Consider the following 20432-nt stretch of genomic DNA (forward strand, 5'->3'; position numbering starts at 1 on the left):
CGATCAGGAACTAGCTCATGCCTTACATCTCATTAACCATCGTCCACGAAAATGCTTAGGCTGGAAATCTGCTCATGAATCTTTCATGGACCATGTGTCGCACTTAGCTTGACAATCCGTCTTATCCAAATCTGCAACAACCTCAATACGTTCGAAGTTATGGTCGTCTAGATGAAATGAAACTCCTTTATTTTCGTTATTGTAGCGCATCTCTTCGATACAATCCTCAAGGAATGCAATAATATCAACAGCTTCGAACGCAAATGGGACCTGATTCAAATCCAGCTTGGAATATAAGAACAATTCATCAACCAATTTATCCATTCCAATGGTACTGTTATAGATAATGTCGACGTACATGTCCATCTTCTCTGGTGTATTGGCGACACCATCTCGTATGCCTTCAATAAACCCTTTAATATTTGTAATCGGAGTACGTAAATCATGTGAGATATTTGAGATTAATTCTTTCCGATTCTCCTCATATTGCAGACGAAGGTTCACTGACTCTTGCAACCTCTGCCTCATCGTCTCGAACGCTTTATTTAACTCCCCGATCTCATCTTTGGATTGCAGGTTAATCTCAAATTGAAGGTCACCCTCTTGAATTCGTTCTGCGGAATCCCTTAACTTGTTCAGTGGCTTAATAACACTTCGTGTAATCCAGCGATATAATAGCACATTCGCAACCACAAGAACGCCAATCAATATCAATGAAAAGATCGGTAACAGCCTCCGTGTGAGTTCCGCAAAAGGACTATGCTCTTTGATGACGAAAACACTGCCTTTCGCCCCATCCGAATATTTAAAGTCAAATTTGGCATATCCATAAAATCTTTCTTTAATATTAAACGTGTTACGAATCTGATAGTTATTGAGATCGTAAGGAGGTAAAGCCTCCTTTAATTCCGGTTGATTGAAGGTGCGTGATTCAAAAACAGGGTCATTCACTCGCCTTACAAATAGACCCGCTTTCTCTGTCTTTAGCTTAAAATCATACTCCAGTAACAAATCCTTGTTCTGCAATTCATCCGGGTCATGCTTGGCTAAATACTTTAATTCTAAAAAAATCGATTCTTCTTGCTCCGACAACGGATTTAATTGATAGTGCACTTTATAAAAATCCCGAAGACTATGAACATCTCCTGTAGAAGCAATTGTAAATAAAGCTGCCGTCATTACGATTATAAGTAAACTAACGACTAGCATTCCCGTATATGATAACAGTAATTTTATCCGAATCGACACGACTGTTCCCCTCTCACTAGCATTGGAGCCGCTAAATATTCATCTCCGTATTTTAGTGAAATACTATCACATGGGGAGAGCGTTTGCTAACAGAAAAAAACTTCTACCAACACTCGGCAGAAGTTTTTATAGAACTTAATTTACGCGAGATCATCAAATGCTATATAGATTGATCTGATGATTTTCCTATTTCGGGTTGGTCGTGACTCCAGAGAATGTTTGGACTTCCACCACTCTTCCCTTTTTTGAATATTTTCAAGTTCAATCTATATTGGTACGTTTTCCAGTGATGAGAATACTTTATCGAAGCCTGCTTTAGAACGAGAAAATAATTCAGATGAACTTTGCGCGGAAGCTGGTGCTAGGACTTCTTGGGCGATCACACCGTTATACCCGATCTTTTTCAGGCTTCCCAAGAATCCTGTAAGATCAATAGATCCTTCTCCTGGATACAATCGATCAAAATCCAGCAATTCCTCTATGGGCAGAGGTTTTGCATCATTGATATGGACATACGCAATTTGATGCGGTTGTAATTTCAGCAGATCCTCACTCGTTAATCCATTCGTATGCCAATGATAGGAATCCAGTAACAATCCGATATTTCTCACTTGAATCGTTTCCATCCAGTTCAACGTATCCTGCATCGACCAGATCAATGGATTTGCCCATTGTGTACGTAAGTGATGAGGGCCTACGAACTCTAATGCTAATTTAATTCCATAAGCGCCTAATATTTCCGCACATAATCTTAAACGTCTCGTGGCTACAATCATGAACGGTGCGACCGGAAGATCTGTTGAAGGTAAAATATATGTACAGCATGTGGTGCATTTTAATGCAGCAGCGGCCTCAGCCATTTGGGTAAGCGATTTCAAATCTTCCCTGAAGCTTTCCTCTGTTGTGCGCCAATCTACCGCTAAACCAAATGATCCTAGCTTGATGTCATGGCTTGCCAGCAATTGAACAGCCCCATCCTTGCCGTACTGCTGCACTAACTCCAATGGATTCGCGTCTATCGACTGAAAGGCGAATTGGCTCGCAAGTCTGATATATTCTTCATTAGAACTGAGTTCACCCAAGCCTGCTGTTGTTAATCCTCTTATCATCGTCGTTCTCCCCCTTTTTGACCAATCAAACAGTTCGTCATTGTTCTGGGTACCCATTTCAAGTCTAGCGTATTTGGCCCTCGAATAGAACACCTCTAAGGATATTTCATTCCTTTCAATTTTCTTCAAAGATCCTTATACTTGCTTGGAGAAGCATTTCAAGGGAGAATGAAAAGTATGGACATAAAAAAATTACAATACTTTATTGCAGTAGCAGAGGAACTGCATTTTAACCGTGCAGCAGAGAAGCTAAATATGACGCAGCCTCCCTTAAGCCAGCAAATTCAAGCCCTGGAGAATGAGATTGGTGTGAAACTATTAGAACGGAATAAAAGACAAGTTCGTCTAACGCCAGCGGGGGCGGTATTTCTAGAGGAGGCTAAATCCATTTTATCTCAACTGGAACGCTCTATTAAAACAACACAATTAGTCGATCAAGGAATTATCGGACATTTGAACATTGGATTTATAGATTCTGCAGCTGGTGGAGTATTGGTTGATATGTTAAAAAAGTTTCGGGAGCGTTATCCACAAGTACAACTCACATTACATGAAATGACGTCTGCTCAGCAGTGGCAGGCTTTACATGAAGGAACGATTCACATTGGATTTGTACGTTATACAGAGCCCGGCAAACATATCGACCATCGTCCCCTAGTCAATGAATCACTTATTGCCGTTTTGCCAGAGCATCATCACCTAGCTAATTTACCGGCGTTATCCATTCGTTCTTTAGCTTTAGAGCCGTTTATATCGTTCCCACGCCATCTAGGAGCTCCTTTTCACGACCTCATTATGAGCTTTTGTGCCCAACATGACATGTATCCGAATGTAGTACAGGAAGCCATTCAGATGTACACCATTGTAAACTTGGTAGCCGCTAATCTTGGAGTTGCTATTGTTCCCTCTTCCGTTGCTATTTTTCAGCGCGAAGGTGTCGTATTTCGTTCCTTTAAAGAAAGCACACCATCGATTCCCCTTTATGCCGCTTGGAGAACCGATTCCGATCGTGCCTCCTTATCCGCGTTGCTAGAGATTATAGGACAAATAAGTTCAGAAGTTATTAATCGTGAATAATGAGATATTCAGCCCGTTTTACTAGGATCACGTTCAACGAGCCCTTCTAGCACCCTATCGATTTGCATCATCACTTCCCTATCCAGACGAATTCCCGCAGCTTTGGCATTTTCTATAACCTGCTCAGGTTTGGATGCCCCAATAATTGCAGATGAGACTTGTGGATTTTGTAACACCCATGCTATAGCCAACTGCGGAAGCGTCAATCCTACTTCGCTTGCCATGGAAGAGAGTTGCGTGATCGCCTCAAGCACTTCAGTCCGAAGCCACTGACCCGCCAGTTTGTTCATAAATGGTGAGCCCGCAGCTGTTGAAGCACGAGAGCCCTCAGGCATCGGTTGCCCTGGCAAATATTTGCCTGAAAGAATCCCTTGAGCAAGCGGTGACCAGACCACCTGTCCAATCCCTTCCCGCACACAAGCAGGAACTACCTCAGCCTCCATCACCCGCCATAACATCGAATATTGAGGTTGACTAGCCACCAATGGCACCTTCAATTCCCTCGCCAAAATAGCACCTTCTGCTATCTGATCCGCCGTCCACTCACTTATCCCGACATAGAGAACTTTACCTTGACGCACCAGATCCGAAAAAGCCAAAAAGGTCTCTTCAAGGGATACTGTTGCATCAAAGCGATGCGCATAATAGATATCAATGTAATCGGTCTGTAATCTGTTCAGTGAAGCGTGACAGGCCTCCATAATATGTTTACGAGAAAGTCCTCTTGCGTTACGTCCCGTCCCTGTAGGATGGCACACCTTGGTGCATAATTCGATATCAGCTCTGTGCACTCCTTTTAATGCTTGGCCCAGCACCATCTCAGCTTTCGTATCGGAATATACATCTGCAGTATCAAATGTTGTGATCCCTACATCCAATGCAGCGTGAACACAAGCATGGGCAGTATCATTGTCCACTTGAGCACCATGTGTAATCCAATTACCATAGGCGATCTCACTTAGATGTAAGCCACTCGTTCCTAATTTGCGATGGTTCATTTTATACCCTCCTTTAGATAACAATCTGATTGTAACAAAGAGAGATTAATACGAGAAATACTCTTTAATATGTAATTTAATTCAAAAAAGATATTACTGAGATACTTAAAGATAATAAAAAACGCCCTTTAGGCGTTTTTTTCGGTAAATATTCTGTTTCGAAACTCTAACTTCGCCTCTCGAAAAGTTACTGATAAAGAACAAGCTTTCCAGCAACCCTCACGAACATCTCATCAATGACAGGTACGTGTGGGTCAATAATTAGCTGCACCCAATAGATAAGAAGACAGGTTTATTCTCTGCTTAGCTTTATCAAAAGCTTTTTCCGACGAATTCCACATTTCTTAAGCTATGCTGCTATAGTAAGTTCTTCCATGTAAAAAAATTAACCAAAATAGAAGTTAAGCCCAAAGGTTGCCACTGCAACCTTTGAGCTTAGACATCTTCATTTCTATCGGAGGCACCTTAGTCTACGGAGAACAGATTAATTTACATACAAAGCGAGGAATCGTTTTTGTATTTCCTCCGGATCCACGACTTCAATCGTGGTAGAGATCATCCAATAATGTCCGAACGGATCCTTCACACTTCCCGATCGGTCACCGTAGAATTGATCCGCCATAGGATTAACGCTTGTAGCTCCAGCCGCAATCGCCTGATGGAACAACTTATCCGCATCGTCCACCTTCAGATGGATACCAACTGTCGTATTACCAATAGTTTCCGGCCCTAAAATGTCGAATTCCGGATATTCACCAGCAATTGAAATGTTGGCTCCGCCGATTGTAATCTCAGCATGAGCCACTTTGCCTTCCGGCTCCGTCAAGCGATAGTTCTCTACGGCATTGAAAGCTTTCTTATAGAACTCAATCGCCTCCGCAGTATTCTTGATCCATAGAAACGGGGTTGCTTTATTCATTAAAATCCACCTCTCTCTTTCCTGGAAGATGATAAGCCCTATGCAGTATCGCTTGATGCGCTTAAGCTGACTATTCCCGCCTCACATACTATTCTAATCGCCCCTCAAACGAGCGTATAGTAAAAAATTGACCTTTTTTAAATAATTTATTGTCCAATAATAACATAGTCTGCATTTGAATATGGCTAATTGTGGATCGCAACATGATTGTGACGCCTGCCTTGCCTTGAGAAATAATCCGTAGGACTGAGACCGGTGAAAGCTTGGAAATCTTTTATAAAATGCATCTGATCATAATAACCGCAAGCGATAGCGACATCCAACCAATTGACGCTTTTTGTGTGGTTTATTCTGTTCAATACCTCTTGAAAACGGCGAAGACGACAGAAGAGCTTGGGAGTCATCCCCACTTCTTCTTTAAAAATCTGGATAAATCTCCGTTGGCTTAAACCGATTTGTCCGCTTACATCCGAGAGGGGTCTTTTATGTCGCAAACTCAAAAACTCGTTAAGTGCGAAGCTTACTGCTGGATGTCGTATCAGAGGTCTGGAGGCCAATTTTAAAAGATTTTCTTCAAGTATTCGAAACTGATCATCCACCGTTTTCAAGGGAAGCAGCGTCTCACGCAGTTCATGAGCTCTTGCTCCCCACAGTGTATCCAAGGATACACGAATATTATGTAGTTCATTCACTGGTATTTTAAGAAATGGATAGATTCCACCCGGTTTGAAATGTATTCCCAAAACCGTGGTCTCTGCGGAAGTATCAATGATGAAAAACTCTGAATGCGGCCCGCAAATGACAGAGCTGTCATACGTCCGTAACAGGCCGTTAGATTCTCGATCAAACAATTTAATCTTATCCTCACATAGGTTGATCACGAGTTCAATCGAACCATTGGGAAGCGTTAGCTCCTTCGAATAAGGAGGACTATATCCTTCGAGATACCAGAAATAATCGACAAAATTTAATAATGGGGCTTGCGGAGTATAAGTGCGTAACTTCATCGCATATGCGCGACAGGAGCCATGGAAGTTAAATCCACGGAGTCGCTCCACCTTTCTTAGGAAGTACTACCTTAAGCAACCTTAAGCTCTGGTACTTATTCAAATTAGCTTTGGAAAAATTATCTAGACATCCCTAAGAAACACCAATTAACTGCCCATTCCCCTATAAAATTATAGAGCAATTATTAATTGACTCACGCGAACATCTCATCCATGACAGGTACGTGTAGGTCAATACATAGCTGTATTCAATAGATTTAGGACTAAAACTACCTATTCCTGAAACAAGAGTCCTTTACGATGTCCTCAATTGATCGATAAGAGTTTGCCTTGTTACCGCACCACAACTAACAGTACAATAATTCCGAGCCAAAACAGCCAGCTTACTGGGTGACCGAAATTTAATCCCCAGCCGACTCCGAGCCTTTTCTCGACGATTAGGTTTGGATCTTTGCGATTGAAATAAAACATACCTAATAGCCATTTATCATCATGGACAGGTCTGACATTGGAGCTATCGGCAGATCGCTCCAAGCGGCTTCCGCCCTGACCAGCCCAGAACGATAAGGCGAAGGCGTATAGAATGATGAGGGCTATTATGATTAGGATAATAGGGATAGCGAAATTCATGTTAAGCAGAGATATCATGTTTAGTTGCACGACGGAAAACAGGATAACTATTAAGAAGCTTGCTGTAATCATAAAATATGACCAAGTACGGCGGTAAGTTACGTCTTGTCTGATGGAACGATTAGGATCAGTGGGTTGAACCTGCTGCTTCACTCTGCGAATACTCCAATTCTCAAATATGAACAAAAGTGTTATCAACACTTGCATTATCGTAGGCATAAATACAGTACTATAAGATTTAGCTGCATAGCCGTCTACGTTCCAACTGCTATTGTAATGGATCGGAATCTGATCAGGAATCAGATCGTAGTTGCGTAGCACAGTTACAATAGTAACAACAATAATTAAAACATGAATGAGGAACCAATTACTAGACAAGCCAATGTTTCTTTTCCGAAATCCAGTGTCCACTGCCATGATCGATGGTTCCAGAGCAATAGGTAGCATAGGTAGTAAACTTTTCATTTTGAAATGATAGCTAATGTTTATGACTAGGGAGATTACGACCATGGCGAGTGAATAAGTGACAATGATCCAACTTTGTTGCTTGGAATGTTCATCACCGTATAGTAGACAGATGATACAAACAATGAATAGGATGGTATGCAAGGTAGCACTAATCCTAGCATATGACTTCCGCATCTGGCGCAGAGGCTCACTATGGAATTGTACAGGGCTGATGGTGACCCCAAAACTAATCGTCTCTCTTGTTAAATAAGGCATGCTTACCATGAGTACAATGGCAGGTACAAATACAAAGATCATTACTATAACAGGCATTATCGTCATCATTCGCCTCCTCTTATACATAAGTGTGTATTTGAAAACTCTATAACCCTTATAGCATAGGCGATTCATCACTATGCCTGTTTGCGTATGATTATCCTATTAACTTAGGATAGGTAATCGAACATAAATTTAATTATAATCGATTTTAGTGACTATAGGGGTGAAATTAACAATTTATCCAGTTTTTTGGCTACGAAAAGCCACTCATCTGACAACTGAATTATGACAAGTCCATCTGTTTTAGATTCTGTGTAGGTAAAGGACAAGTTTTCATTATCCCAATTTTTTCGATGCATAGCCACGAAACGATAGACAGGATTTCGGATGAAACGTGTTTGGACCATACATTTACATTCACGCACCCTTTATCTGAAGGGATTTTTACTAAGGACAACGACCTTCATGCTAAAATCTATACATTCACATCGTATTTGAATTGAAGTTTATTTAGAGGTAATTCTGAACTTAGATGAACCGCTCTCCTGTAATGTAATTAAGCGAGGCTACACAGCACCTTCTTTCTCATTCATTGGCGAATCAGGTGTTATAAATGCAAAAAAGACCCGAGAGAGGTCACTTTACCAATGTGTCCATCTTTCGGGTACAGTTCATACATACAATGCAGTAACTGAGATATTCATCCTCCAAATTAGGCTGTACCATTCTAGACCAAGCTCGCGAACGTTTGATCGTGAACAACCCGTACCCTGACGGCTCAACCCCGAGACATTTCACTGCAGCGAGGAAGTATTATTTTCCTTCAGACGGCTAAAAAGAACATTATACATATCATTTCCGTCATTTAGGGATCGCTTCGTCCGTGAGATAGTTGCTGATCCTGCACCCGTCTCTGCTTCGATTTCTCTGTAAGTATTATTATTATATAGCATTTTGGCTACCTGATATCTCTGAAGTATCGTTCTAATTTCATTTAAAGTACATAAATCATCAAAAAATAAATAACACTCTTCTATGTTTTCAAGCATTAAAATCATCTCAAAAAATCCATCTAGGTCTTGTCCACGTAGTTTATCTATTATCATATATCAACCTCCAATTTCATATTATCACACTTCATTTTTAAATGTTGCTCTTTAAAGATATTCTCTCTTTAATAAGTATTCATGTAATTTTTTCAAGTAATCTGCAATTTTTTTAAGTTTTCTCAGGTATGGCAGGACATATGAAATTATTAAGAAGTCGCTTTAGCTATTTTTTTACCACCTATAAATCCAATCAGAATATTAATAACGGGAGCGGCGATACAATAGATAGCAAATGGAAAATAATCCAATGTACCAACACCTAATGTACCCATAATAAATACACCACTAACTCCCCATGGAACAAGCGCATTGACAGCTGCCCCTGCATTGGCCAAAATTGCTGAAAGGTTTGTGGGATTCAAGTTAATTTTATTATATTGGGATTTAAAAGCTTTACCAGGTAAAATAATTGACAAATAAGCTTCTCCGAGAAGGATATTTACTCCTATGGAACTTAAAGCAGTCATTAAGGTTAATTTACCTCTTGTACTTGCATATCCTAGAACTTTTGAAATAATCGTCTCAATAATTTTTAACTCCACAAGTAATCCTCCAAGCGCTAAAGCAAGAAGAATAAGTGAAACCGACCACATCATACTTTGAATACCGCCTCTAGTAAGTAGAACATCAACACTCGCCACACCTGTTTGTGAAATAAATCCATCTTGCATGATATTGGCTATTGAAGTAAGGCTAGTATGCGGAGCATAGATATAACAGACACCAATTGCGGAAACAATACTTAATAGCAGAGTAGGAATTGCAGGTACTTTTCTCCAAGCGCATAAGAACAATACCAACACAGGAATTAATGTGATAATTGAATTAGGAAATGCAGTGTGTATTGTATTAACTAACTCCTCAATATTATTTCCAGCTGAGGCTCCGCTAGGGTGACCCATCAATCCGAAAAAAATAATTGAAACAATGATTGAAGGAATAGTAACCCACATCATGTTGCGAATATGATCAAACATATCTACTTCTGCAATGGCAGAAGAAAGGTTAGTTGTATCTGATAAAGGGGAAATGTCGTTACCCAAGAAGGCACCTGAAATAATTGCACCAGCAGTAACTGCTGGATTAAATCCCATGATTTGTCCCATCCCGAAGAGGGCAATACCAACAGTTGAAATCGTTGTAAATGAGCTGCCTACGGTTACTCCTAAGATCGCGCAAATAACAAAAACGGAGGGTAAAAAAAATTGTGCGGATAAAATCGAGAATCCAAAAAACATGATCGTTGGAATTGTCCCTGCTGCTATCCAGACACTAATTAAGGCCCCTATTAGCATAAATATAAGGATAGGAATGATGCCAGGTTGAATTCCGTTTAATATTCCATTGTGAATAACATCCCACGAAAAACCTTTAATTACTGCAAATAACATAATCATTCCAATTGAAAATAAAATGGGAATCTGAGGAGGTAAACTAAAACCAATAATACAAATTCCTATAATCGCTAAAATTACAGCTAAAAGAAATATGCCTTCTTTTATAGTTACACTTTTTTTCATAGTGACACTCCTTATCATTCATGACCATCTAAACGAAGTGTAGTCATATCCAAGTTAAGAACATAGATAAGACATAAACATTTTGAATCCTTAACAGTATTTTTAAATATTCAAAGGTTGATTCGCTTTATTATAGGCTCCATGCCAAACAGGTCCAACGAATCTATTAAAAGCAAAACCATACTTGATACTTTCAGTAGTAAAAACTTTTGCTTTTTCCACTGCTGATTTTACAGATAATCCTTTAGCAAGTCCTGCTGTAATAGCTGCAGCAAATGTACATCCAGCTCCGTGATTATAATTCGTATTTATTTTGGGTAATTCAAATAGCGTAAACTCTGAACCATCATAAAGAAGATCGATTGCTTTATGATCTTCCAGAGATTCCCACCCTTTAATCACAACATATTTTGTCCCAAGCTCTATAATTTTATACGCAGCTTCTTTCATGTCAGCAACTGAGCTTAACTTTCTCATGCCAGATAATTGGCATGCTTCAAATAAATTTGGCGTTACTATTGTTGCCTTTGGTACAAGAAGATCGCGAATGGCCCGTCCATTTTCAGGTTGTAATTGTTCATTTTCGCCTTTACATACCATAACTGGGTCAATTACCACATTTTTTATTTGATATTTGTCAATGACATCATGTACAATCTGAATGGTATCGATAGATCCAAGCATGCCTGTTTTCATGGCATCTACGGGCTTACCGGAGAAAATAGTTTTTATCTGAGCTTTCACAAGTTCAGAGTCAATAGGTTCTACATGATGACTCCAATTATTATCGGGGTCCATTGTGACAATGGCAGTGATGGCGGTTAGACCAAAAGTTCCATATTCTTCAAATGTTTTCAAATCCGCTTGAAGACCTGCTCCGCCACTGGAATCAGAACCGGCAATCGATAGTACTTTTTTTATAGTCATTTTTTCCACTCCCTAAATAGTCTTCAAAGTTTATAAATAGAAGGGATGCGCAAACCTAAAGTTACGCATCCCAGCTACTCTATTTAATTACTGTTGTTCGTGCAGATAAATAGCTTCAAGTTTTTCTTGAATCGCCTTTTCAATCTTTTCAGCATACTCTGCGAACACTTCTTTATTATGAGCATATGGCGATAATGCACATGCACGTAATACCGTTACTTTAGCTTCACGATTCCATTCAGCTTCGCTAAATCCGATGCTTTGAACAAATGCCATTGGACTGTTACCATAATCAGGGAAAGCAAAATCTGTATGAGAAGTAATGAATTCGTTGTTATATAATCCACCTTTAACATAAGAAGCATAATCAAAGAAATCATGATTTAGTTTATTCATTTTTTTCAAATCAGTATTACCTTCTTCATTAAACACATAATCAACCATGTTAAAATCAGGTTTTGTTAGTGGGTAAAGATTAATTGTTTTATCGCCAACTTTAAATTGTTTGTTTTTCAAGAATTCATAGAAGCGATAAGCACCTTCAATACTTGCACCAATCAATTTACCATAACCAGTTACGTTTAATGGTAATACTTTATGAGCTGTCCATACTGCAGCTGCAGTTGCACCTGCTTTAGACCCTTCAAGGATATAAGCACCTAGTAATGCCGGGATATCTGCACCTTTTTCGAATACATATGTTGCGAAGTAAGAGATCGCTTCACGCATTCTAATATCTTTAATAACAATTGCACCAGCAGAATAAGGAATATAACCCATTTTGTGCGGATCAATTGTAATGGTTTCAGCTTGACTCATAGCTTTAAAGGAATTATAAATGTCTTCAGTTAACCATGCATTTTTCTCGGTGAAAATATTATATTTAGCATAAACTTCATCAATTTTATCGAAATCAATGAACTGATCATTTTCGTCTAAGAAGATAGCCCTTGCATATCCACCATAAGCAGCATCCACATGGATATAGAAGTAAATTCCTTCTTTAGCTAACTTTTCACGAAGTTCTACGATTTTGTCGATACGGTCCACTTGTCCTTCTTCAGTTGTACCAATTACACCGACTACACCAAGAATTGGAATGTTTTGTGCAGCGAGTTCACGGATCCTAGCTTCTAATTTAACAATGTCCATGCGATATTCATTATCAACATCGATAGCTTCTACACAATCAAGTCCAATACCGATAATGTCAGCAGCTTTTAACCAAGAGTAGTGCTTTGTTTGTGGAATTAACCATTTACCTAATTTGCTAAGATTTTTCCCACTACGTGCAGAGTGAGCTTTGATTTCATCCATTTTCTCAGAAGCTTGATCTAGAATATCAAGAATTGATTCTGTAGACATATTCAGTAATTCCCACTCTGATTTACCCTCTACAAATTCAGGAGCTACTTCCTTAATTGCAAGAGGAAGAGACTTAATGTTTCTTGCATACCATAGACCTTCTAAGTTCGCGATGGAACCATCGGCACATATATGTCCCCAGCTTTCCCCTGCTTTATAGTTCATCAGTTTAGCAAATTCATGTCCACATTCTTCTTCCATTTGGGAAGTACCTGGAGATGATTCATAAGCTACATTATTACCGTTCCATAACATTGCCGCTGTATAAGCAATAATAGACGGCATTAAAGTTTCGGAATTCATATGACCCCAGAAACGACCTGCCGAGTGCCAAGGTAACGATTCTGTACGCAGCTTGGAAGATAATTCATTAAACACACTACGTACGTGGTCAGTCGTTTCTTGAAAGCTTTGCGAGCTTTTATCTTGAGGGGTAATAACAGGCAAATCCTGTGGCATATAGTTTTGACGCCAGCCCACATGTTCATCTATGATTTTATTTAAGGATTCTTTAAAAATATCGACATTTTCACCTTTACCGCCTAAGAATAATGCTTTCAAGTTGATGTCTGGTAATGGATAATTCATTGTATTTTCCTCCGGTTCAATATGTTTAGTATTTAATTTCACAAACTTATTTATCGCAACTAATTAGTTAATCAATTTTTTTCCATTCTGGCTTTTTAAGCTTGTAAATAATGAGAGCGACCGCAATCATTACAAGTGTAGCTGCGACTTGATAGATCATATATCCTGTATATTGGCTTGGTTTAAGAATAGATGGTGGAATGATGCTCACAAAAATCGTGATGATAACACTTAATATAGAAAGAAGTGAGACAAACCACATTAATCCATTCCCTTTGTTACCCAATCTAAAAGGTCTATCCAGTTCAGGCATTGTGTAGCGCAAACGAATAGCTGAGATCGCAATTAACAAATAAACAATACAGTATAAAATAGTTGTTGTGATGGTAATAATTAAGAATGCACTATTAACATCTGGAACAACTACGTAAAGAAATGAAACTAATGAAATAACAATCGCTTGGATCATAACAAAAGTAATTGGAATATTCTTTTTTGTTCTCTTTTGGAATAACTTAGGCAAATTCCCTTCATCAGCAACTTTAATCATTGACTTACTTGGTCCAAGAACCCATGCGCTTAACTGCACTAATACACCAATCAAGATCATGGCTGAGACGATATTAACAAATATAGATGGAACTCCTAAATCGTTGCAGAAAATAACAAAGGGTTGTGTAATATTTGCAAGTTCCATTTTACCTTGTGGAACAGCGTTAGATACTGTCAACCCAGCAATAAGGTTAAGAATTACAAGTGCAATAACCGAAGAAATTACAGCAATTGGATAGTTGCGCTTTGGATTCTCAATATTGTTCGCATGTACGGATGAAATTTCAACCCCTGCGAAAATAAAGATAATTGCTGATAAATAAGCAACACTACCTAAATCTTTAAAATTCGGAACTAAATCGCTTGCTTTAAAATGGCCTAAATAGTTATCTGGTTGAATCCCGTGTTTCATCATATAGATAAGACCTAGTATGATTAGGAAACCAAATGGAATATAAACACCAATCACTGCTCCCCAATTACCGGCGATTTTAACCATATCAAATTTGAGATTTAATAAGGTTACTCCCCAATAGGAGATTAGAATAATCACAAATATAAAGATATTATTGGAAGAAAGATCTGGTTTGTTAATGACATATCCGAGTAAAATACCTACTGTGGAAGCAACCATTACCATCCCAAAAAACATTTGAACCCATAATAACCAAGAGGTAACAAATCCCCATTTTTCCCCCATTGCTTTTTTCACCCAAACTTGAGGTCCACCCTCTTCTTGAAAGCCTGTTGAAAGTTCAGCTGACATCAATGCAATAGGAAGTGCAAATAATAACGCTGCAACAAGCATATAGAAGATTTGAGTCCAACCTGTAAAAGCAAGCGATGGTACGCTACGTACAGTACCAAAGAACGCCATCGTAATACCAATTAACCCGAAAAGTGTTAATTTTTTTGAACTGGCCATGATTACATCCTTCTTTCTTTTTTTCAATTTCTAAAATGGTCAGTTTCTTCAATATTGGAAGTATTGAATCAAACTATGAAGGGATATTATGTGCATAATATGCAACAATCCCATTGTCAAAAAGCTGTCTTTCTAAATCATAAATTTATGTTTAACGTTAATCGATTAACTTACAGGCTCAAGATTACGCTCTCTTTATTGTTTTGTCAATGCGTTAATTAACGTTGATTTAACAAGGCATTCTCCAATTTTCGAAAAACTTATTATTTAGTGTATTAAAGCCTTTATTGACTTATTGATAAGTGTTTTTATGTTTTTATGCTTTTATAAGTTGAAACATAAAAGTATTGCCAATTACCTATTTTTGTATAATATTAATTTTTATACATCGTTTTTATAATTTTAGTAGAAGATTATATGGAATAACTTTCTGCTTGATAAAACACAAAAAAAAGAGTGACGTCTTGCGTCACTCTTCGCTATAGAAAGATCCATCAGTTATGATATTCTTCCTTCTTTATTATTTTAGATTGAAAAAGGGGTTATTCTCTTTAAATCTAAAGCCTGGGTGCCATTCTAACATATTCTCAAATGCACAATTAGCAATTGAATCTTTAACATCGAATTGATCCATGTCTAGATCAAAAGTCTGATCCGATTCTATTTGGTCCATTACATCTTTTAATAATTTGCTGTATCCTATTAATCTTCGTGATTGAAGTTGTGGATTAAAGTTAATAGGAATCTTAGTATTGTCTACATCATGAAGTATAGATAAGCCCTGTTCCATTTTAAGAACAATACCATGATCTTGATCAACATTTTTAGAACTAACTACTTTCATCTTCACAAATAAGTTATTTTCCCTATTCAACGCCTTACTCCACAAGGAGACCCAGTTATCATGCTTGATATAATATCTACCTTGAAAATAACTTTTGATCATTGGGAGTAAGACATAGATTCTAGGATAATATAGATCACCTGATTTCACGATATCTAGCATTCTAAAATAACCAAGTGAAGCTTGCGTTATACTTTTATACTTAAACAAACGATTAAATCCAATTAATATATGATCTAACTCTTTATTAATATTCTCTTCCGTTACATTATCTAAACCAAGTTCGACTATCAACCAGTTTACATATTTCTCTTTATTAACCTTTGTTATCAAGTAATGATTATAATAGGCTAATTGTAGCGATCTCTTCCATGATACCAGCATGGTTATTCCCCACTTCCCCATGAAAATAGCTACAAGCTATTCCCCTAATTTCACAAGGCTGTAGCTTTTTTTGCCTTTACGAATAATGATAAACCGACCATCAAATGATTTGTCAATGGTCACATCCATATTTATATCATCCACTCGTTCACCATTCATGGAAATAGCTCCATTCAAAATATCTTCCCTTGCCTGACGTTTAGAAGGCTCAATACCTACATCCACTAACCAATCCACAATATTCTTAGCTTCTTTTGTAGCTTGGAAAGTAGGCATTTCTTTAAATCCTTGCTCAATCTCATCTGATGTTAACGATTTAATATCTCCACTGAATAAGGCTTCCGAAATTTTAGTTGCTTGTACTAAAGCTTCTTCACTGTGAACGAATCTTGTCATCTCTTCAGCAAGTACTCGTTGTGCTTCACGTTTACCTGGTTCTGTTTTAACTTTATTCTCTAATTCAACAATCACATCTTTAGTTAGGAATGTGAAGAATTTCAGGTATCTAATAACATCACGATCATCTGTATTCACCCAGAATTGGAAGAATTCAAAAGGCGTTGTTTTCTTAGGATCCAGCCAGATAGCCCCGCCTGCCGTTTTACCAAATTTTGTACCATCCGCTTTTAGCATTAATGGAATTGTTAATCCGAACGCCTTTGCATTTGGACCTTCTTTTTTACGAATCAAGTCTAGGCCACTTGTAATGTTACCCCATTGATCGGCTCCACCAATTTGTAATTGAACATCTTCTTCTTTAAACAAATGATGAAAGTCCATGGACTGAAGAATTTGGTATGAGAATTCGGTAAATGAAATCCCACTATCTAGACGACTTGCAACAATATCTTTGGCCAGCATCGCATTGACGCTAAAGTTTTTGCCATAATCACGTAAGAAATCGATAATGTTTATTTTATGAGTCCAGTCAAAATTGTTTACCATTGCCAGTTTATTGTCGCTATCTGTTTCAAATAACTTTTTCATTTGTGCTGTTAGCGCGTTAACATTATCTTGCACTTGCTCTAATGTTTGTAGTTGACGTTCTGTTTGACGTCCACTTGGATCACCGATTGTACCTGTTGCTCCACCAATTAAGATCACGGGATGATGTCCAAATAATTGAAAACGTTTCATCATCATGAACGGAATTAAATGTCCGATATGCATACTGTCACCAGTTGGATCTACACCGCAGTATAAAGCGATCTTTTTCTCACTAACTAATTCGCGTAATCCTTCTGCATCTGTCTGTTGGTTAATCGCGTCGCGCCATTCCAGCTCATCTATAATGTTCATGTTATTCATGGTCACCCAGCTCCTTTAGTTTTAAAATATGGTTAATCACTTATACGTAAGGTAACGCCAGTCCATAAAAAAAATCGTCCCCATGTCTATACTAGACATAGGGACGATTAAATAACCGTGTTACCACCCAAATTGCATAAATAGTGCTGCAGTCACTATTCATACCACTCTTAGCAATGATATCGATTGCCAGTTCGCTTAGTGTTACCTAAGATACTCCAGAGTGTAATTCACAAGACTGTTTGTACTAGGTCGCATCATCCCCCAGTTTTCTGATTAACAGTGACAGCTTGCTACTAGTTCCTTCGACGTATACCGTGTATAAGATTATCCATACTATAGACAATAAAAATGAGCTTGTCAATTAGCAGTTTTCCCCATTGGCAAATTCTTCTGAATTAAGCGCGATAGCCCCGACCGTAAATGCTTAAGAAGCTGATCGACAGTCTGCGTGAGACGTGTGCGAAAAAGCCGTTCGGTCATGGAAATTATCCTGGTGTTATATGTAAAATTTGTAATAGATTAAAACTTTCAGTGGCCATAAAGAAGAGGTGTTCTCCCTATAATATGCCGTCTACACATAATAATGCGCTTGTACTTCCCACATGTTTTTGCTGACCTAATATTACGAAAAACTATTCTTCCACCCTTGATACAGCCACGTTTAACCCTTTAGCGAAATCCTTGAATAAGAAGCATTCATTAGTGAACTAAATCGTACTACGGGAGTTTATTCACGGACAAAAAAATCTAAAGTTTTAATATATTTCCATGTAAAACTTTGTATTTTCGACCAATTAAAAATCCCCCATAAAAGGGTTTATTGGAATTTTTTATTATTTTTTATTTGATTAGATACACATGAAAAATGGTGTCGAACTGGTGTCTTTCAGTACATAAATTTGTATTTAATGTAACTGAATGCCAGTCGTGATTATCTATAGCTTCTTCACAATTAGGCTTGTCGATGAATATTTTCGCGATGCACATATGCGTGTTTGCCGCACTATTTGCGAGCGTTCCCAACTGATGCGACGGCCTCTAATGTTTTACTAACAGAAGTTTATAAGTAGTCTTTCTTGACAGGATATGAAGAGGTATCTCTGGTGCAAGCCTGGGAAATATCGCCAACCTGTCATCAAGGTGAAGACTGAGATAAGCTCGGATTAAGATTTAAGCATGCGATAAATGGTAGTGATATTGAGCAAGATTAGGGCTCCCAGATCTTTCAGATCTGGAAGCTGCTTCAGCTTAAATCAGAAACTCACAATGCATTGCAATTTTTGATACACATTCCGTTTATTTTCTATTCGTTCATTTCTTTCATATAAATTTTCTCGAGCTTCTCTTGCATCGCATCTTCAATCTTAGCTGAATACTCTTCAAATACTTGCGCATCATGTGCGTATGGAGACAAGGCACAAGCACGAAGAATTGTTACTCTGCCAGCACGATCCCATTCTGCTCTGCTGAACCCGAGGTTCTGTACGAAATTCAGCGGACTATTCCCATAGTCTGGAATAGCAAAATCCGTATGGGAGGTAATGAATTCATTGCTGTACAAATCGCCTTTTACATATGAGGCATAATCGAAGAAGTCATGGTTCAACTTGTTCATTTTTTCCAAATCGGTATTACCTTCTTCATTGAATACGTAGTCAACCATATTGAAGTCTGGCTTCGTCAACGGATGAACCGTAATCACCCTACCATTAACATTAAATTTTTTGTCCTTCAGGAAGTTGTAGAAGCGGAATGCTCCCTCGATACTTGCACCCATCAACTTGCCATAACCAGTTACGTTAAGCGGTAATACATGGTGAGCAGTCCATACACTTGCAGCGGTTGCACCTGCTTTAGAACCTTCGAGAATATAAGCACCAAGCAATGCCGGAATGTCTGCATTCTTTTCGAATACATAAGTTGCAAAGTATGAAATCGCATCGCGCATTCTGCTGTCTTTAATGACAATTGCACCTGCAGAGTAAGGAATATAACCCATTTTATGCGGGTCAATAGTAATCGTCTCCACTTGGCTCATCGCTTTGAAGGCATTGTATATATCTTCAGTTAGCCATTCATTTTTCAAGCTCATATCCGTGAAAATGTTATGTTTTTTGTACACTTCATCAATTTTGTCAAACGCAATGAATTCATCATTTTTATCCAAGAAGATGGCACGAGCATAACCTCCATATGCAGCATCTACATGGATATAATAGTAAATTCCGTCTTTTGCTAATTTCTCCCGAAGCGCAACAATTTTATGGATATGGTCAATTTGACCTTCTTCCGTACTTCCCACTACTCCGACTACCCCAAGAATTGGAATGTTCTCTGCTGCTAGTTTACGAATTCTTGCTTCCAGGTTATCGATATCCATATGGTAGCTGCTATCTACATCAATTGCTTCAACACAATCAAGGCCGATCCCAATAATGTCGGCTGCTTTTAGCCAAGAGTAATGTTTTGTTTGCGGAATGAGCCATTTCCCTAATTTTTCAAGGTACCTGCCGCTACGTGCAGATTTTGCTTTAACATCATCGAGTTTGTCCGGGATTTGCTCCATAATATCCAGAATTTCATTGGTAGACATATTCAGCAGTTCCCATTCGGATTTACCTTCTACATATTCAGGTGCGATTTCTTTAATCGCAAGCGGTAAGGACTTCATGTTACGTGCATACCAGAGTCCTTCCAGGTTCGCGATGGAACCGTCGGCACAGATGTGTCCCCAGCTTTCCCCTTCCTTGTAACTCATCATTTTACACAATTGATGTCCAACTTCTTCTTCCATTTGTGATGTACCCGGGGACGACTCATAAGCAACATTGTTACCATTCCAGAGCATAGCAGCTGTATAAGCAATAATCGCCGGCATCAATGTTTCCGAGTTCATATGACCCCAGAAGCGGCCTGCTGTATGCCATGGCAGGGATTCCGAGCGAAGCTTGGAGGATAATTCGTTGAATACGCTGCGCATATGGTTCGCTGTATCTTCGAAGCTTTGCGAAGTCTTATCATAAGGTGTAATAACCGGCAAATCTTGTGGTTGATAATTCTGACGCCAACCGACATGCTCATCCACAACCTTAATCAATATTTCTTTGAAAAGATCGACGTTTTCCCCTTTATCCCCAAGGAATAATGCTTTTAGGTTAATTTCTGGAATTTCATAATTCATGTTTTTTCCTCC

The 20432-nt window shown here is 38.5% G+C and carries 14 protein-coding genes, 2 pseudogenes and 1 other annotated feature; of the genes and pseudogenes, 2 read left to right on the forward strand and 14 right to left on the reverse strand.

Features of this window, described 5'->3' with window-relative positions:
* Positions 1 to 112: pseudogene (locus tag L1028_RS27740) on the forward strand (IS30 family transposase); the annotation flags it as partial.
* Between the two features lie 8 nt (positions 113 to 120).
* Here L1028_RS27740 and L1028_RS27745 read toward each other — a convergent pair.
* Together L1028_RS27745 and L1028_RS27750 are read right to left on the reverse strand one after the other, a co-directional pair.
* Positions 121 to 1248: pseudogene (locus L1028_RS27745) on the reverse strand (sensor histidine kinase); the annotation flags it as partial.
* 266 nt (positions 1249 to 1514) lie between these two features.
* Complete coding sequence (locus L1028_RS27750; RefSeq protein ID WP_234541192.1) at positions 1515 to 2357, reverse strand: sugar phosphate isomerase/epimerase family protein; 843 nt, start codon at positions 2355 to 2357, stop codon at positions 1515 to 1517.
* A 177-nt stretch (positions 2358 to 2534) separates the two neighbouring features.
* Here L1028_RS27750 and L1028_RS27755 point away from each other — a divergent pair, with 177 nt between their 5' ends.
* The gene (locus L1028_RS27755; RefSeq protein ID WP_234541193.1) at positions 2535 to 3434 is read left to right on the forward strand and encodes a LysR family transcriptional regulator; all 900 of its coding nucleotides are present in this window, start codon (positions 2535 to 2537) and stop codon (positions 3432 to 3434) included.
* A gap of 8 nt (positions 3435 to 3442) precedes the next feature.
* Here the strand turns inward: L1028_RS27755 and L1028_RS27760 are convergent, their stop codons facing one another.
* The 12 genes from L1028_RS27760 to tdc (L1028_RS27815) form a co-directional block, all read right to left on the reverse strand.
* On the reverse strand, positions 3443 to 4432 hold the full coding sequence (locus L1028_RS27760) for an aldo/keto reductase family protein (RefSeq protein WP_234541194.1): 990 nt from the start codon (positions 4430 to 4432) through the stop codon (positions 3443 to 3445).
* Positions 4433 to 4916: 484 nt separating this feature from the next.
* Positions 4917 to 5351, reverse strand: coding sequence for a VOC family protein (locus L1028_RS27765; RefSeq protein ID WP_234541196.1), 435 nt, complete (start codon positions 5349 to 5351; stop codon positions 4917 to 4919).
* A gap of 185 nt (positions 5352 to 5536) precedes the next feature.
* Positions 5537 to 6358: a helix-turn-helix domain-containing protein gene (locus L1028_RS27770; protein ID WP_234541198.1), complete on the reverse strand. Its 822-nt coding sequence runs from the start codon at positions 6356 to 6358 to the stop codon at positions 5537 to 5539.
* 333 nt (positions 6359 to 6691) lie between these two features.
* Entirely contained in the window at positions 6692 to 7780 is a 1089-nt protein-coding gene (locus L1028_RS27775) for a DUF1648 domain-containing protein (RefSeq protein ID WP_234541199.1), read from the reverse strand.
* A gap of 728 nt (positions 7781 to 8508) precedes the next feature.
* Positions 8509 to 8820, reverse strand: coding sequence for a YerC/YecD family TrpR-related protein (locus L1028_RS27780; RefSeq protein ID WP_234541200.1), 312 nt, complete (start codon positions 8818 to 8820; stop codon positions 8509 to 8511).
* 149 nt (positions 8821 to 8969) lie between these two features.
* Positions 8970 to 10343: a Na+/H+ antiporter NhaC gene (gene nhaC, locus L1028_RS27785; protein ID WP_234541201.1), complete on the reverse strand. Its 1374-nt coding sequence runs from the start codon at positions 10341 to 10343 to the stop codon at positions 8970 to 8972.
* Between the two features lie 102 nt (positions 10344 to 10445).
* Positions 10446 to 11270: a pyridoxine/pyridoxal/pyridoxamine kinase gene (gene pdxK, locus L1028_RS27790; RefSeq protein WP_234541202.1), complete on the reverse strand. Its 825-nt coding sequence runs from the start codon at positions 11268 to 11270 to the stop codon at positions 10446 to 10448.
* A gap of 87 nt (positions 11271 to 11357) precedes the next feature.
* Positions 11358 to 13223 (reverse strand): tyrosine decarboxylase, encoded by a 1866-nt coding sequence (gene tdc / locus L1028_RS27795; RefSeq protein WP_234541203.1) that lies wholly within the window; start codon positions 13221 to 13223, stop codon positions 11358 to 11360.
* 67 nt (positions 13224 to 13290) lie between these two features.
* Positions 13291 to 14700, reverse strand: a complete 1410-nt coding sequence (tyrP, locus tag L1028_RS27800) for a tyrosine-tyramine antiporter (protein WP_234541204.1) — start codon at positions 14698 to 14700, stop codon at positions 13291 to 13293.
* 520 nt (positions 14701 to 15220) lie between these two features.
* Positions 15221 to 15949 (reverse strand): protein rep, encoded by a 729-nt coding sequence (locus L1028_RS27805; RefSeq protein ID WP_234541205.1) that lies wholly within the window; start codon positions 15947 to 15949, stop codon positions 15221 to 15223.
* A gap of 15 nt (positions 15950 to 15964) precedes the next feature.
* Positions 15965 to 17227: a tyrosine--tRNA ligase gene (gene tyrS / locus L1028_RS27810; RefSeq protein WP_234541218.1), complete on the reverse strand. Its 1263-nt coding sequence runs from the start codon at positions 17225 to 17227 to the stop codon at positions 15965 to 15967.
* 105 nt (positions 17228 to 17332) lie between these two features.
* Positions 17333 to 17554, reverse strand: a binding site (T-box leader).
* 988 nt (positions 17555 to 18542) lie between these two features.
* Positions 18543 to 20420: a tyrosine decarboxylase gene (gene tdc / locus L1028_RS27815; protein WP_234541206.1), complete on the reverse strand. Its 1878-nt coding sequence runs from the start codon at positions 20418 to 20420 to the stop codon at positions 18543 to 18545.
* Positions 20421 to 20432 lie beyond the last annotated feature (12 nt).

The sequence above is a fragment of the Paenibacillus pseudetheri genome, assembly GCF_924513355.1.
GTDB classification, from domain to species: Bacteria; Bacillota; Bacilli; order Paenibacillales; family Paenibacillaceae; genus Paenibacillus_AQ; species Paenibacillus_AQ pseudetheri.